Annotated in this window: 13 protein-coding genes; 5 read left to right on the top strand and 8 right to left on the bottom strand. The window is 49.1% G+C overall.

Annotated elements, in window-relative coordinates:
• Nucleotides 1-34: 34 nt before the first annotated feature.
• From AB1757_04285 to AB1757_04275, 3 genes are all read left to right on the top strand, one after another.
• Complete coding sequence (locus AB1757_04285; GenBank protein MEW6126260.1) at nucleotides 35-1,027, top strand: TIGR03842 family LLM class F420-dependent oxidoreductase; 993 nt, start codon at nucleotides 35-37, stop codon at nucleotides 1,025-1,027.
• Nucleotides 1,028-1,455: 428 nt separating this feature from the next.
• On the top strand, nucleotides 1,456-3,321 hold the full coding sequence (gene lysS / locus AB1757_04280) for a lysine--tRNA ligase (GenBank protein MEW6126259.1): 1,866 nt from the start codon (nucleotides 1,456-1,458) through the stop codon (nucleotides 3,319-3,321).
• Between the two features lie 13 nt (nucleotides 3,322-3,334).
• Nucleotides 3,335-3,547 carry a hypothetical protein gene (locus AB1757_04275; GenBank protein ID MEW6126258.1) on the top strand — a complete coding sequence of 71 codons (213 nt, stop codon included), beginning with the start codon at nucleotides 3,335-3,337 and terminating at the stop codon, nucleotides 3,545-3,547.
• On the opposite strand, the gene AB1757_04270 is transcribed toward AB1757_04275, so the two are convergent.
• Nucleotides 3,534-4,094, bottom strand: coding sequence for a GNAT family N-acetyltransferase (locus AB1757_04270; protein ID MEW6126257.1), 561 nt, complete (start codon nucleotides 4,092-4,094; stop codon nucleotides 3,534-3,536). The genes AB1757_04275 and AB1757_04270 overlap by 14 nt on opposite strands.
• 134 nt (nucleotides 4,095-4,228) lie before the next feature.
• On the opposite strand from AB1757_04270, the gene AB1757_04265 reads away from it, so the two are divergent.
• Nucleotides 4,229-5,797 (top strand): hypothetical protein, encoded by a 1,569-nt coding sequence (locus AB1757_04265; GenBank protein ID MEW6126256.1) that lies wholly within the window; start codon nucleotides 4,229-4,231, stop codon nucleotides 5,795-5,797.
• 202 nt (nucleotides 5,798-5,999) lie between these two features.
• Here the strand turns inward: AB1757_04265 and AB1757_04260 are convergent, their stop codons facing one another.
• From AB1757_04260 to AB1757_04240, 5 genes are all read right to left on the bottom strand, one after another.
• A complete protein-coding gene (locus tag AB1757_04260; GenBank protein ID MEW6126255.1) occupies nucleotides 6,000-7,091 on the bottom strand; it encodes a prepilin-type N-terminal cleavage/methylation domain-containing protein in 1,092 nt (363 codons plus the stop codon).
• A 296-nt stretch (nucleotides 7,092-7,387) separates the two neighbouring features.
• Complete coding sequence (locus AB1757_04255; protein MEW6126254.1) at nucleotides 7,388-7,795, bottom strand: FG-GAP repeat protein; 408 nt, start codon at nucleotides 7,793-7,795, stop codon at nucleotides 7,388-7,390.
• 273 nt (nucleotides 7,796-8,068) lie between these two features.
• Entirely contained in the window at nucleotides 8,069-9,292 is a 1,224-nt protein-coding gene (locus AB1757_04250; protein ID MEW6126253.1) for an ABC transporter permease, read from the bottom strand.
• Nucleotides 9,289-10,044 (bottom strand): ABC transporter ATP-binding protein, encoded by a 756-nt coding sequence (locus AB1757_04245; protein ID MEW6126252.1) that lies wholly within the window; start codon nucleotides 10,042-10,044, stop codon nucleotides 9,289-9,291. Before AB1757_04245 ends, AB1757_04250 begins: the two co-directional genes overlap by 4 nt.
• Nucleotides 10,045-10,264: 220 nt before the next feature.
• Nucleotides 10,265-11,884: an efflux RND transporter periplasmic adaptor subunit gene (locus tag AB1757_04240; GenBank protein ID MEW6126251.1), complete on the bottom strand. Its 1,620-nt coding sequence runs from the start codon at nucleotides 11,882-11,884 to the stop codon at nucleotides 10,265-10,267.
• 222 nt (nucleotides 11,885-12,106) lie between these two features.
• Between AB1757_04240 and miaA the strand changes: the two genes are divergently transcribed.
• Nucleotides 12,107-13,045 carry a tRNA (adenosine(37)-N6)-dimethylallyltransferase MiaA gene (gene miaA, locus AB1757_04235; protein MEW6126250.1) on the top strand — a complete coding sequence of 313 codons (939 nt, stop codon included), beginning with the start codon at nucleotides 12,107-12,109 and terminating at the stop codon, nucleotides 13,043-13,045.
• A gap of 46 nt (nucleotides 13,046-13,091) precedes the next feature.
• Here miaA and AB1757_04230 read toward each other — a convergent pair whose 3' ends face one another.
• Both AB1757_04230 and AB1757_04225 read right to left on the bottom strand, forming a co-directional pair.
• Entirely contained in the window at nucleotides 13,092-14,597 is a 1,506-nt protein-coding gene (locus tag AB1757_04230) for a hypothetical protein (GenBank protein ID MEW6126249.1), read from the bottom strand.
• Between the two features lie 171 nt (nucleotides 14,598-14,768).
• Nucleotides 14,769-15,473 carry a hypothetical protein gene (locus AB1757_04225; GenBank protein ID MEW6126248.1) on the bottom strand — a complete coding sequence of 235 codons (705 nt, stop codon included), beginning with the start codon at nucleotides 15,471-15,473 and terminating at the stop codon, nucleotides 14,769-14,771.
• Between the last annotated feature and the right edge of the window lie 31 nt (nucleotides 15,474-15,504).

Genomic DNA, 15,504 nt, shown 5'->3' with positions numbered 1-15,504 from the left:
CTCAGTCCTCAGTCCTCAGCACTAAAAGGAGCTTATGGAATTCGCAATCACCTTCAAACCCGATATGCCTGTTGAAAGAATCATTGCGCTCACCAAACAAGCCGAAGCCGGAGGGTTCGCTTACGGCTGGATGTTCGATTCGCACGTCCTCTGGCAAGAGCCTTATCCGTTGCTCACTTTGATGGGCGCAAATACCGAGCGAATGCGTTTTGGCACTTGTGTAACCAATCCCGGCGTGCGCGATGCGACGGTGACCGCGAGTTTGCTTGCGACTATAAATCGCATCACTGGCGGGCGCATGGATTTGGGGATAGGGCGTGGCGACAGTTCGCGCCGCGTGATGGGCAAAAAACCTTTGACGCTTGAGCGTTTGGAAGAAACCGTGAATGTCGTTAGACATTTATGCGCGGGCGATACCGTCAATTACGAAGGGCGCGATTTGCAATTCAACTGGACGACCGGAGATGTGCCGCCGGTCTGGGTTGCCGGCTACGGGCCGAAAGCTTTGCGTTGCGCGGGTCGCGCGGGCGATGGTGTAATTTTGCAATTCGCCGACCCGGATTTGATTCGCTGGTGTCTGGGGTATGTCAAAGAAGGTTGCGAAGAAGCGGGCAAGGATTTTTCCAAATATCGCGTGATGAGCGCCGCGCCCGCCTGGGTGTCAGATGATTTAGCCAAAGCCCGCGAACAGGTGCGTTGGTTTCCGGCGCTCGTTTCCAATCACGTCGTCGATTTGATTGCGAAATACGGCATGGATGCGTTGCCCGAAGCTTTGACTTCATATGTGCAAAATCGTCAAGGGTATAACTATCTGCATCACGCGGAGGTCGGCAGTTCCAATGCCGAATTTGTGACCGATGAAATCGTTGACCGCTTTGCCATCGTCGGAACCGTTGAAGAACATAAACGCCGCTTGCAGGAGTTAAAAGAGATTGGCGTCACGCAATTTAACATTTACCTGATGAGCGGCGACGAAGAAGAACAGCTTGATATTTATGCCAAAGAAATCGTCCCGCATTTTAATTGATTAAAAAAATCTATGATTGGATTCGGAAGACTTGAGAAAGTTGATTTAAGAGAAACTTTGTCAACAAATGAGAGTCTGTATTCTGCTTACTTTCTGGTTGCAGCAATAGATTTAGGATTTGGATTAGATTCGTCCTTATTTTTTGAATTTAATATTCTTACGGAAAACCACCGCGCTTGATTCACAAGTTGGATTTCCCAGCGGATGCGGCGGATCGCGCGGATGAGGGCGGATAAATCCCACAACCTATCCGCGCAACCTGTTTCATCCGCCGAAGATAAATTTCTACTTTCATCGAATCAGCAGTCTTGCTTAGTAAAACCATTCAAATACCAATCGTCTCGCACTTGTCACTCATCGCGGTTTAATGCGAAACTCAAAAACTTACACAATCAATAAAATTCATTACACTAGATGGAGAAAAGAAATTGTCCAGCGTTCCACCTATCATCGAACTTCGCAATGCCCGGTTGAGCAAAGTAGCACAGCTTCGCGCCAAAGGCATCAACCCGTATCCTTCGCGTTCACACCGCACTCACTTCGCCAAAGACATTCTCGACAATTATGAAGCGCGCGAGGGGCAAACCGTGACGGTTGCCGGGCGGTTGATGTCTTTTCGTCCGCAAGGCGCACTCAGTTTCGGTCATATTCAAGACCAGACCGGACGCATTCAACTCTACATTCGCCAGGACACCCTCACCGAATCGACAGGCACACTCGCATTTGAAGATTTGCACCTGCTCGACCTCGGCGATTTCGTTGAAGCGACCGGCACCGTAACCAAAACCAAACGCGGCGAGATTTCCGTTTCACCGACTACTTTGCGCATTCTCACAAAATCCTTGCGTCCGCTGCCTGACAAATGGGCTGGACTCAAAGACCGTGAAGCCATTTTGCGCCGCCGTTATCTCGACACCACCATGTCGCCTGAACACAAAGCGGTATTTGAAAAAGTCGGGCAGATGCTGTTTGCCGTTCGCCAGTTTTTATATGGGCGCGGCTTCATCGAATTTCAAACGCCGATCATTCAACCGCAATACGGCGGCGGCACCGCTAAACCTTTTTTGACGCACGTCAACGCGCTCGATACCGATATGTTTCTGGCGATTTCGCACGAGTTGTATTTGAAGCGTTTGATTGCCGCAGGTTATGACAAGGTATTCACCATCGGCAGGTATTTTCGTAACGAAGGCATTGACCGCTCGCATCATCCCGAATTTTCGATGATTGAAACCATGACCGCTTATGAAAATTACGAATACAACATGGATTTAATCGAAGATATGTTTCGCCATATTGCCGAAACCGTGTTCAACAAAACCGAATTCGAGGTGCGCGGTCATAAAATCGATTTCGGCAAAAAGTGGAAACGCATTTCAATGGCGGATGCCGTAAAAGAAATCACCGGCGTTGATTTTCGCGAGTGCGCATCGGTTGAAGAAGCCAATGAAAAGCTTGTCGGCTTAGGCATCAATGAACCGCAACCGACGATAGGTCTGGTCATCGCCAAAGCCTTTGAGATGAAGGTCGAAGAGACGCTCATTCATCCGACGTTTATTTACGGGCATCCGATTGATATTTCGCCGCTCGCCAAACCGATGGATGAAAACCCCAATTTCGTCGAGCGTTTTGAAATTTTCATTGCCGGGATGGAATGCGGCGACAACTGGTCTGAACAAAACGACCCCGTAGCACTGCTTGACCGCTGGCAAACGGCAATCACGGTTGAAGATTTGGATGAAGAGAAATTTCATCCGCTGGATTACGATTTCATTGAAATGCTCGAACACGGCATGCCGCCAACCACGGGTATCGGTCCCGGCATTGAACGCATGGCGATGATTTTCACGGGCGAAGATGACATTTACAACATCATCTTTTTCCCGATGATGAAGCCCGTTTTGTCGCAAGCCAACGCGGCGATTTTCGGCATTGATGAACTGCCTAAGTTCGGTTTCAAAGAAGACGTTTTATTATCGCAGGAAGAATTTGAAACGTTACTTGCCGAAGGTGTCCTCGTGCCGCAAAGTTCGCAGATTAATTTGCGGCTGCATTTTCGCATCTGGGAACATCCAACGGCGGAAGGCAACTGGAAGGCAACTGGTTATGTCGAAGCCAATGGCTTTTTGAAAAACAAGCGATTGAAAATCACCGGCTACAACAGTGAATCAACCGAGCAGCCCAACAAAGTTGAGGCATATCAGGCACTCAAACAATTCGCGATTAAAAATTTCATCGTCAAGGTGAAAGAAAGATTCAGCGATTGTAAATTTAAATTTCTCGAAGATGAGTAGGAAGTGCTTGATATTGGCGGCAACGTTCAATCATTTCCATCAGCGTATCGCAGGGCTTACAAAATTGCTTGAACTCATCCGCAAGGTTCATTCCCAGAGGATGCGGCGGATTTTCCGTCTTTATCCGCAACATCCGCCGCATCCGTTGGGAATTCAAATTGACATCAAACCTGTCGGGGACTTCCAGCCAACAACTGATTTTAATCTTGCAATCAACTGCCGGTAATCTTCGCGCGTAACTCTTCATCAGGCGCGATGGTAGTGCAATATTTCTCTTCTTTGAACGCTTTAAAACCGCGTTTCAAATAATTCGGTAACGCCGCTGCATCATCCAATGTGCAGGTGTGCAACCACACGCGCGAGGCTCCCTGCATCCACGCCTTTTGAATCGCTACACTCAATAGATGTTTGCCCAACCCTTTCCCGATGAATTCGGGCAACAATCCGAAATAAGCAATTTCAGTTGCGCCATCCGTTTCTTTATTCAATTCAAAATAACCGGCGGGCGCGCCTGCGTAATACATCACATATAAACTCAAACTCGCTTGCGCAAGATAAGCGCGAGTCTCTTCATCCGTCCACGCCAGCCTGTCCGTCCAGTGATAAAACCTGCCGACTTCGCGATACAGGAAACGATGAAACGACGCAGGGCAATTTTTCACTTCTTCGATGCGAAGGCGAGCATCTTCAACATACGTCGGCGTGAATTCACCGGGGTCGTTAATCTGCAAATAAGTTCGCGTTACTTCTATCTCTTTACCATTCATATTCATCTGAACCATCTCGAAATAATTGACGTACAATCAAACATCGTCGCGCTGCTTTAAATTTACCGAAGCGATGTTACAAAGTTAGCTTATTTTTTACCAGCAATCCGTGCCCATCAATCAGAACACCTGGAGAGGTAATGAAGAAAATCATTTTTGCGCTCAGCTTATTAATTATTTTTGCGCTAACGGCATCTGCACAATCGGCTGATAAAATCATTGACCGTTACAAAAAAGCGGTAGGCGGCGATGTCGTAAAAAAAATCAAAAGCACAACCATCACCGGAATAATCAAGACCACAGACGACCAAACCGGTCGGTTCACGCAACAAGCATCTGCGCCCGACCGCTTACGCACAGATATCGAAATCGGACAGTTGAAAGCCAGCGAATGTTACAACGGCAAGTCTGCCTGGCGATTGGATGCGGCGGGACTAAGAACCCTCTTGGGCAACGAAGCCAAACAGGTGCGCTTGAATGCATTGCTGACCACAGGCAGATTTCGCGACTTATCGAAAAGCCGCATCTATCCACAAACGCCGGTAAAAACTTCTGTTGATAATCGGGAAGCCTTGGCTATCGAATTTCTCAGAGAAAATGCAAAAATCAAACTCTATTTCGACGCCAAAACCTATCTCGTCATTAAACGGGAGCGCGAAACCTTAGCTGGAATTGAAGAGACTTTCTTTAGCGATTATCGCGCTGTCGATAGAGTGATGGAACCATTTGCCATCAAAATTAAAACCGCCGCAAATGAACTCACGATCACCATTGATAAAGTCGAACACAACCGCTTAACTGACGAATCGGCTTTCCTCTACCCGAAACTTGATAGTGAAAGACCGCTGCCCGACGTTGAAGCGGTGATGAAAGCGGTGGTGGCGAATCAGGAAAAGATTGAAGAACTGCGCGAAAAATATACCTTCAAACAGATTGAAACCGAGTACGAATACAACGACAAAGGGCAGGTCAAAAAAAGCGAAGAACGGGTTTCGGAAATCACCCCGGTTGCCGGGCGATTTGTTGAACGATTGGTGAGTAAAAACGGCAAACCGCTTTCCGAAAAAGAGCAGGCTGATGAAGACCGGCGCGTGCAAAAAGAGATTCAGGAGATTCTTGAAGAAAAAGAGAAACGTGAACGCAAACGACTCGGCGAAGGTCGCGACCGCGTCAAAGCCGAAGATACCTATGAAGAGCGCAGCAACTTTACCATCCTCGGCATTCTGCGACTGAGCGAAGTAACTTCGGTGCGGCGCGAACAGTTTCGCGGGCATGAAGTGATAGCGTTTGATTTCGAGCCGAAAAAAGGCATCAAACCGAAAAATCGCATTGAATCCGTCGTCAACAAACTCGCGGGTACGATGTGGATTGATGAAGAGGCAAAACAGATTGTTCGTCTGGAAGCGCGATTCGTTGAGGGGTTCAAATTCGCCGGTGGCTTGCTGGCATCAGTTTCGCCTTCGACCGCAGTTGTAATGGAACAACAAAAGGTCGGCGATGAAGTCTGGTTGCCTTCGCTTGCCGAAGTCAATATCTCGGCGCGGGTTTTTCTGCTCGCGAAATTTAAAAAGAACGTCGTGACCAGATATAGCGACTACAAAAAATATTCGATTGATAACCAATACGAATTGCAAAAACCGAAAGCCGAAAAGCCTCCTGAAAACGACGGGTCAGCGAAAAACCCTTCAGATGAATTTAACAATCGCTAATCGTTACCAACCGTGAATCTGAAGCTGGCGGATACGCCTGTCGAAGCGGACGCAATCTTTCCGCTTCGACAGGCGTATCCGCCACTTCAATTTGCGCGCTTTCGATCTGGCAATCTCCAAAAAGCAGTATGGCTGTCCCAAAGCGCCTGGAGATTTGCCAATCGCGCTTGTTTTTAAGAACCTGCTTTGGGCAATGTCCGCTTCACAAAGTTTTAGAGAGGGTAATCAGGATTTTGGAAGAGTTGCGGGTGATGTTCTGTCCAATCAGCGCCTTGACCTGCTTTTGATAATTTTTAATCGCTTTCATTTTGCCCTGCTCATTGCCGTTCGCTTCGGCAGTTTCGGCTTCTTCCAACTTTTCCAGCAGAGCGACAAGAATGGTATTGCTGGTGCCATCGGAAATCATTGTTTCGGTCAGGACAGAAAGCCCGTCGTAAGAAAAGAGCGGCGGTTGGTCGCTCGTCAAAGAATCACTTGGATTCGATGTGTCCACTCTGATAAGCATCCTCGCTTCATCGCTCAAACTATTCCATTTCATCTCCTGAGCGACATAAGTCAGAAAATCCATCACCAGGTCGGTCACTGAAGGATTGCCAAAATTGGTATTCATCGATTGAATTTCAGCAAGGCTCACCCTGCCGTCATCATCGCTATCAATATAATCCACGATAGCGGCAACATTGGCAGGCGATTCCGTATAGTCCCGTACTTGTGTGATGGCAGAGCTATCGAGATTGAGCAAATTGACGACGGTTTCGGCAGCTTTGGCGCGAAGGTTATTGAACATGCGTTCACGCGCCTGGTCTGCGCCCGGCGTCTCGCTGAATCTGACACTGCCATCGCCTAACAGAAATTGGACAGTTCCCGTATAAGTATTTGATCCCGTAATGCCGGGAAATTCCGGCTCGGCTTCGATGACCACATGGTTTGCGTCGTTTTCAACTATAGCGTAGAGATAGCCGTTTTTTCTGCCGGTTGCCAGTTGCGAGTCAAGTGAAGCGCTGCCCGGATTCGTGGCGTTCCATCCGATTAAATCATCAAGCGAATCCGGGTAAGTGCCAACCTGACGCCGGTATTCATTCGACGCGATGAGTAATTGATTGACTGTGGCATTCGCTTCGTTATGAGCAAAGGCTTCGCGCCGCTCCTGAATTGCCGGGAGCAACAGGCCGATGAGAATGGCAATAATTCCCAAAACGAAGAGCAATTCAATCAAGGTAAAACCTCGCGTTTTATCGTTCGCGGTTGTTGTTAATGTGAAATGATTTGATGTTGAGTTTTTCAAGCGTTTCATTTTTATCTCTCCTTCGTTTATGCGCCGTCTGTGCGGCATTTTGAATATAGTTCTCCTGTAAGAAAGCGGTTATCGCTTTCCCAGCTTTTTTGAGTCAATCCGGTTCTGTTAAGCGACGCTGCAAACCGGTTGCGGCATAGGGTCATACCGGTTCGGTGTTGCATAGCAGGTAGTCGCAAAGGTGTGCGCCACCGGGTCAAGAGCAACCGATTTTAAATACACCTTGACTGCAACGGACTGTGTACAGCGCCTGTCAATGGTTAAGGGAAGCGGAAATCGTTTCCGCAATTGTCGAGTTACCTTCTGCGGTAGTAGAGGTTGTCTTGTTCGATGTAGGGTAAGAGGTTGGTTTGTTGAGTTCCACCGCGTCGGTTTTGTCTGTAACCAACAACGGGTTGATTCCACACTTCGCTGCTGGCAGATTGGTTTTGACTGACGCCGCGCATTCGGTTTCGTCTGCCCTGTATGTCTGCTCTGCCATCGCCATTTACATCTCCGGTTGCGACCCTGACTGCACCGGTTCGATAAACGCCGCTCTGAGTTCCGACATGCAAGGGAGCAGCGCGTCGCGCTTTGGCAGACGGCGGCAAAAATCCCCGGTCAAATTTGTGAGCCTTCACTTCCATTGCGCTTATCATCACTAGCGCCAGTGCAATGAAAACCGCCTGAAGGGTTATTGTTGAATGTTGTTTCAATACGTTCATGTTATACCTCGCTTCTAATAGACATTTTTATATTCAATCTTCAATTCAATCATCGCGGGTCACGCTTGCTGACGTTGCCCGCTAACCTTAACAGGGCATAAGACAGAAGGTGGTTTAAAAAAGTTTTAATTTTGTTTGAAAAAATATTTGAAGAAAATCGAGTGAAAGCGATAGTGACCAATGAACGGGTTTTAAACCGGATGATTGCTTCCTCAAAAAAATAAGAGCGGCACTTCAACAGCGCCGCTTTATTATCGGAAGGTTATTTGAAATTTATTCGTATCTCAGCGCATCTATCGGGTCTAAGGATGCGGCTTTGCGCGCCGGGTAATAACCGAAACCCACGCCGACCAGCACAGAGAAAATCACCGAAGCAAAAATGGAAATCGGTTCAATGAGTGTGGGCCAGTTCAAGGTCTTAGAGATGATTATCGACGCGCCCACTCCGAAGAGGATACCAAGCACACCGCCGACCACCGATAAAGTAATCGATTCGATTAAAAATTGACGGCGAATCGCGCCGCTACGCGCGCCAATCGCCATGCGGATGCCGATTTCGCGTGTGCGTTCGGTTACTGAAACCAGCATGATGTTCATAATGCCGATGCCGCCAACCAGGAGCGATACTCCGGCAATTGACGCCAGCAGGTTGGTCATAATGCTTGAGGTTTGGTTTGCAGCTTCGGCAACATCTGTGAGGTTGCGAACCGTGAAATCATTCTCCTGATTTGCCGTGAGCTTATGACGCTGACGCAATAAATCGGTAATCTGTTTTTCCGCAGTAAAGGTTGCCGAAGCGCTGATAGCCGATATAATCGCCCCATGAACGTGAGTGATGGTCAACATCTTTTTCTGTGCCGTGGTGTAGGGAACGATGACCGTGTCGTCCTGGTCTTGTCCGAATTGATTGGGTCCTTTAGAAGACAGTACCCCGACCACGCGAAACGGCAGATTGCGAACCCGCAAGGTTTGTCCGACCGGGTCGTTTCCGGCAAACAGGTTATCGGCGACGGTTTTGCCGATTACACAGACCCGCGCCGCATTACGCACATCACCTTCGGTAAAAAATTCGCCGGATGCCACGGGCCAGGCGCGGATTTCCGGAAATTTTTCATTCGTCCCTTGAATGCCGCTTGAGGCTGCCCAGTTCTGATTGCCGAATACCAGTTGCCCATTGGCTCTCACAGTGGGCGAAGCGGCTTTAACGGCTGGACATTCCTGTTCGACGGCAATGATGTCTTCGGGGGTCAAGGTGTTTGATGAACCGAAGCCGCCGCGCATTCCGCCGGTATTTGCCGAACCCGAAAAGATGTTGAGCATATTATTGCCGAGGTTGGCGATTTGCGCTTGAATCGAAGCCGAAGCCCCCTGCCCGATGCCGACCATCGCAATGACTGCGCCGACACCGATAATAATGCCAAGCATAGTCAGCGACGAACGCAATTTATTTCGCGACAGAGCGCGAAGCGCGATTTTAAATGTAGCCCAAAGATTCATTCTTCTTCATCCTCCTCATCGTCCGCTTCGAGAGGCGGTAAATTTTCCAACTCTTCACGCGCCGCGCGTCGCGCCATCAAATACTCATCCCTTCTAATCCGACCATCTTTGAAAATCACCGCACGGCGAGTGTATTCGGCAATGTCATGTTCGTGAGTAACCAGGGCGATGGTAATCCCATGTTCTTCATTGAGCCGTTGAAAAATATCCATCACTTCAATCGACGTGCGGCTATCCAAATTTCCGGTCGGTTCGTCAGCTAGAATGATGGATGGACGGTTGACCAGGGCGCGCGCGATGGCAACGCGCTGTTGCTGCCCGCCTGACAATTGATTCGGCATATTGTGCATGCGCTCACTGAGTCCGACGATTTCCAAAGCTTCTTTGGCGCGTTCGATGCGCTCTTTGGGTTTAATGCCCAGATACAACATCGGCAATTCGACATTTTCAAGCGCCGAGGTTCTCGACAAAAGATTAAAGCCTTGAAAAACGAAACCGATTTTGCGATTGCGAATGTCTGCCAGTTCATCGCGCGAGAGTTTCGAGACATCTTCGCCATCCAGGTAATAATGACCGCGCGTCGGTTTATCGAGGCAACCGATGATATTCATGGTTGTTGATTTCCCGGAACCGCTGGTGCCCATAATGGCGATGAATTCACCGGCTTTGATTCTCAGCGAAATGCCGCGCAAGGCATGAATTTCAACATCGCCCATTTTATAAATTTTATGAACATGGTCGAGCGTGATAATGGCGGGCGCAACCTCTGCCTCGACCTGCTCTCTTTGTATTGATACTTGCGTTTCCACTTTGTTCTGAACCTCTTTGTCAGGATACAAGATTCAGGGTTTAGGATTTAGAGTTTAGGATAGCGATGAAGACGGAAGGCTGAAGGATGAACAAGGTGAAATTCTTTTTGTTCATCGTTCATCGTTCCTACTTCATACTTTCTTCTTCCTGAATCCTAACTTCCTATCTTCCGCGTCCCGGCGTTGGACCTCTTTGATTGAACGGCGAAGTTGTTTGTTGCGGGCGATTGCTGTTGCCCGTATCGTTTTGACCTGTGACGATGGTATCGCCTTCATGTAAATCCCCGGCGATGATTTCCGTCATTCGCCCGTTTGTGAGTCCCGTGCGCACAAATCGCGGTTCAATGGTTTTCGTACCCGTCAGCACCCAAACCATTTGTCCACCTTGTCGGCGTTGCCCGCTTTGCTGTCCGGTCTGTTGTTCACCTGCGCCGCTTTGCGGAGATTGGCTTTGCTGTCCTTGTTGGTTTGCCTGCCCTGCTTGAGGCGCGGGCGATGGTTGACCATTGCGGTTGCCGCGACGTTCTCCGCTTTGCGCTCCTTCCTGTGCGGTTGCTGGCGTTGCCTGTTCGCCTGTAGGCTGCGCCTGACCTTCCTGACCGCCGCGTTCAGCTTCGCGTTGTTTGCGACGCTCTTCCATCTTTGCGCGTAAATCCTGTTCCTCTTTTTCCGAAAGCGTTGGTTTGAATCTCAGCGCCGCATTCGGAACCGTCAACACATTCTCGCGTCGCGCCACCGGAATAGTGATATTCGTGGTCATTCCCGGACGCAATTTCAAATCGGGATTTGCGACCTCGATCACCGCACTGTAAGTGACGACGTTTTGCAGTGTCTGGGCATTCAACCGCAACTGGGTGATTTCACCGGTGAAGGTTTCATTGGGAAACGCATCGACCGTGAAATTGGCTTTGATGCCCTGTTTGATTTGTCCGACATCGGCTTCGTCAATCGAAGCCAGTACCTGCATTTTGGTCAGGTCGTTGGCAATCGTAAACAGCGTGGGCGCTTGCAAACTTGCGGCAACCGTTTGTCCGACATCGACGTTTCGCGAAATCACGACGCCATCAATCGGTGAGGTAATGATGGTATGATCAAGGTTAGCCGCGGATTGTTCAAGCTGGGCTTTGGCTTGTGCAAGTGAAGCTTTCGATTGAGCAAGTTTAGCTTTTGCAGAGGCATTCGCAGCCTGCACCTGTTTGACCTGTGCGGCGGCTTGTTGATAACGCGCCGCGGCAGCATTGGCGTTGGCTTGCGCGAGTTCAATATCGCGACCGGCGATGACCTCTTTAATTTCCTGATAACGTTTAACCACGGCAACCGCATCGTCGCGTTGTACACGGGTGACTTCCAGGTTTGCCTGCGAAGCCGCCAGATTTGCCTGTTGATTGGTAATTTCGGTTTCTGCTGCCTGAATTGCCGCTTCGGCGTTGGCAACATTGGCGCGCGCATTATCAACCTGCGCCTGGATGATGGACGGGTCAAGCCTGGCAATCACCTGCCCGCGTTTAACATCGGTATTAAAATCCGCGCCAAGCCATTGCACCGTGCCGGAAACCTGCGAACCAACCTGCACGGTGGTCACCGCCTGCACCGTGCCGGTTGCCGACACGGTCACTTCAACATTCCCACGCTCAACCTTTGCCGTAATGTAATCGCTGGCACTGGCTTTGTTATTCCAAAAGAAAAAAGCGGCTACACCAGCCGCAGCCAACAATATGATTGCCGCGATTGCTGCGTTGCGACGTTTAATAAATTCCATTAATTTTTTAAATCTCTCTGCCATTTTATCCTCGCGCTAAATCTACTCTGTTCTACTAAAAAACAGCTTTTGAAAATCTCTCCTGTCAGTTAGACGCTTTCCTGACGCAGACGGTTACACCAAACCCGGTTTTTCACTCGAACAAATATTTTGATTTGTATTGGTCATTTACACTCCGGCAGAAGCCATTTGGGTTTTAATCGGTTTCTGGTAAATTCAAAACGTCCTGGTAATTTAAGAACTCATATGATTATTCCAGCAATTGTCGGGCCGACGGCTTCCGGCAAAAGTGATTTAGGTATCAAACTCGCTCTACATTTCGATGGCGAGATTATCAATCTCGATTCGGTGCAGGTCTATCGCGGCATCGAGGTCGCTACGGCTAAAGTTCCACCCGAAGAACAGTGCGGCATTCCGCATCATTTGATTGATATTGTCGAACCCACCGAAAATTTTACCGCCGGGGATTTTGCGCGTCTTGCCCTGGAAACCATCGCGGCGATTGAAGCGCGCGGGCGAATGGCGCTACTGGTCGGCGGCACAGGGTTTTACCTGCGCGCCATCATGAATCCGATTTTTGAAGCGCCGCCAACCGATTTAGCCTTGCGTGAACGCCTGGAAAAACTGCGCGATAAAAAAGGCGCGGAACATTTGCATGACATTCTCAAACGCCTAGACCCGCAAGCCGCCGCCGCCATCAGCCCGCGTGATTGGTCGCGCGCGATGCGCGCCATCGAATTTTATCTGCAAACCGGCACACGCATATCGGTAGCGCAAAAAAATTTGCTGCCGCCGCCTGCGCTGGCGCGCCGCATTCGTATCATTGCCCTCAATCCGCCGCGAGACCGGCTCTATGAAAAAATCAACCGCCGCGCTGAAATTATGTTTGAACGAGGTTTGGTCGAAGAGGTCGAGGCGCTTTTAGGTTCGGGCATCCCACCAAATGCCAAAGCTTTTCAGGCGCATGGCTATCGCCGTGTCGTCGAATACCTGCAAGGCAAACGCACACCTGAAGACGCGCTCAATCAGATGAAACTCGATACCCGCCATTATGCCAAGCGTCAACTGAGTTGGTGGCGCGCGCAACCCAATGTGAAATGGATTCATCGGTTCGGTGATGAGGCGTATGCTTTTGCGGAAGCGCGGGATTACCTGACCGAAGAATGTCAACGGCTTGATTGTTAATCAGGAAACTAACACCGAGTTGCAGATTCTCTTTGGAATTTTGCTGTCACATCTGTGGGCCAATGATGCGTTTGATGGAAACATCCAGTTCATAGTGGGTAAATTCTTCGCGGTTGCGCTCCAATAAATTTTTCAACTCTTCGGCAATAAAGGAGCGCAATCTGAGGGGTTGCGGGCTGGCTTGCGTCGCTTCGGTTACCGCAAATATCAGGGCATCTTCAAGACCGGTGATGAATTCTTCCGGTTCGATTTTGCCGACCGAAACGATTTCTCCGTCCAAGTATTCAAATTCCGAACCGAAGGGATCAAGGAAAGGAAATTGTTCGGCAACCTTTAACTGTCCCGCGCGCAGGTGCATTTGAAAATTGTCCCGGTGTTCGACGCCGCGATTGACCTCTTCGATGGTCTTGATGATTTTGCCCATCAATCGGCGAAGGTCTGCCATTTTCATAGCGGTTTCCAATTCTTCAAGGTTGCCCGGCAAAGCCATCAACTCACGTGTCGGCAAAACCCTCGGCACCGGGGTCGCTTTCTCGATTTCACCCAATGAGGCAACCGCCTGTGGCGAGGAAATTTTATTTAACGGTTGGCTATTGATTGCTGGATTTGCGCCCTTCGACTCAACCGCTAATGCCATGTCCACAACCGGTTCGTTTATCAGCGTTTCATTAAGGTTTTGCTGAGCTTGCGCAAACTGACGGTCTTCGATTTTTTCAACCGCAGGCGTGATGATTTCATTGCTTGGCGGATTGCTGCTCAGCTTCTGCGCGTCGACTGCCAGTGGTGTCTGATCTTTTTCAGCGATTACCGGTGCTGACACATTCGGCGTTTCAGAACCGATGTCGGATGAATCGGTAGTGGTTGACGAGGCTTGTGAATTCAGGAGTGGCGGTTCTCCCGGCGCTGTCAACGATTCTTCGGTTGCCGGGTTTTCAATTGCCGGTTCATCGAATTTTAACGACTTGAAATAAACATCAAATGTACCGCCTGCGCGATGACATTCCTGAACCAGTTGACCGAGCGGCGAAGTATCGTTTTTATCGAATGCCTGCGATACGCGATCTTCTGCCAATTGGCTTTCAGAAATAATCCGATAACGCTCATCGGCAATATGAATGAGGGTTTCTTTGCCGCCGGTTATGACTTCGACAAACCATTCGCGATCACCTTCGCGACAGAGTTTCAAAATCAACTTTTCAATATCGGCAAATTCGGTGCTGAGGTTGGTGTAAAGCGCTTCGGCAATCATTCGACCGGCAATGGAATCGGCAATCCCCGGTGGATAAGCATAAACCGAAACCCGTCCGCGTTCCGCGCGCGCGCGTTTTGCAAGACTCATGATGGTCGTTTTGCTAAATTCGGCTCCGACAGGTTTTTCAATAATCGCAGAGACATTGCCTCTTTCAACCAGAATGCGGCTGTCGCTGTTGCGCAAAGTGATTTCGATAACCCCTGAAAATCCGCCTTCGCATAAATCAACCACCAGCGCGTCAACCAGCACATAACTGGTTGCAAGGTTCTCATAAACCGCTTTGCCTTTGGGAATAAACATAGACCTGTCCGGTGAGGAATGAAATTAATTTATCCTGCCTCGGGGTGCGGGCGAATTTTATAACAAACCGCCAAAGTTTTTCTAGTAAGGCGAAAAATCGAATCGAGAAAAATGCTCGGTTTAATTTATCGATTCAATAAGAAACGCCCGCGCTTCATCTGACTCCGGCGATTATTTTTCTCCTCTGATTGGAGTTTTATACTTCTGTTTTTCGATGCTTTCGACGATGCGTTTTGCCTGATTGCGGGCAATGATTGGAGCAAAATTACTGTTGGAAATTTCGCGAAGCACGGGTATGAGTTGCGGCGGTTCGGTGATACGCTCAAGCCGCAGATCGTTTTCAACCTCTTCGAGCCGTTTGGGAATATCGAGCGGTTGATATTGCTGGGCATTTTCTATATCGAGTTGGTGAATCCGCTGGGTGGCAAGTCCGCGAAAAATTTCGGCAATCTCTTTTATATCGAGATTCGGCGTATAATTGAACTTTGCCTGTCGCTGACGATTGCCGGATGACAACAGCAGGGTGACGGTGCCCAAATTCGAGTGGTCTTTTTTATCCTGATAATTTTCTTCCGAGTTGAGAAAATTGGTTTTTTCGTAAAGCTGGCGAAGGCGACTGAGGGTTGCGGGCAACACCTTCATTTTTAAATCAATCAATTCATCTTCTTCGCCGCGTTTGAATCGGAGTTCGCCTTCCCCGTTTGCGTCAAGTTGAATGTCAATAATCGAAATCCAGAAACGCGGCTGCTCGAATTTGTAGCTGAATTGCAAAGTTGCCGAATCATCGGATTCGCTTTTTTCTTGAGCGAATGCGGGCGAAAGACCCGCGACAAACAGCAACCAGCAAACAGCAACCAGCGCTTTTGCAATTTTCAAAAAATGAACCTTTCGTTCAATTGAATCCTGA

Source organism: Acidobacteriota bacterium (assembly GCA_040754075.1).
Classification (GTDB): domain Bacteria; phylum Acidobacteriota; class Blastocatellia; order UBA7656; family UBA7656; genus JBFMDH01.
This window is presented reverse-complemented; position numbering and strand designations above follow the sequence as displayed.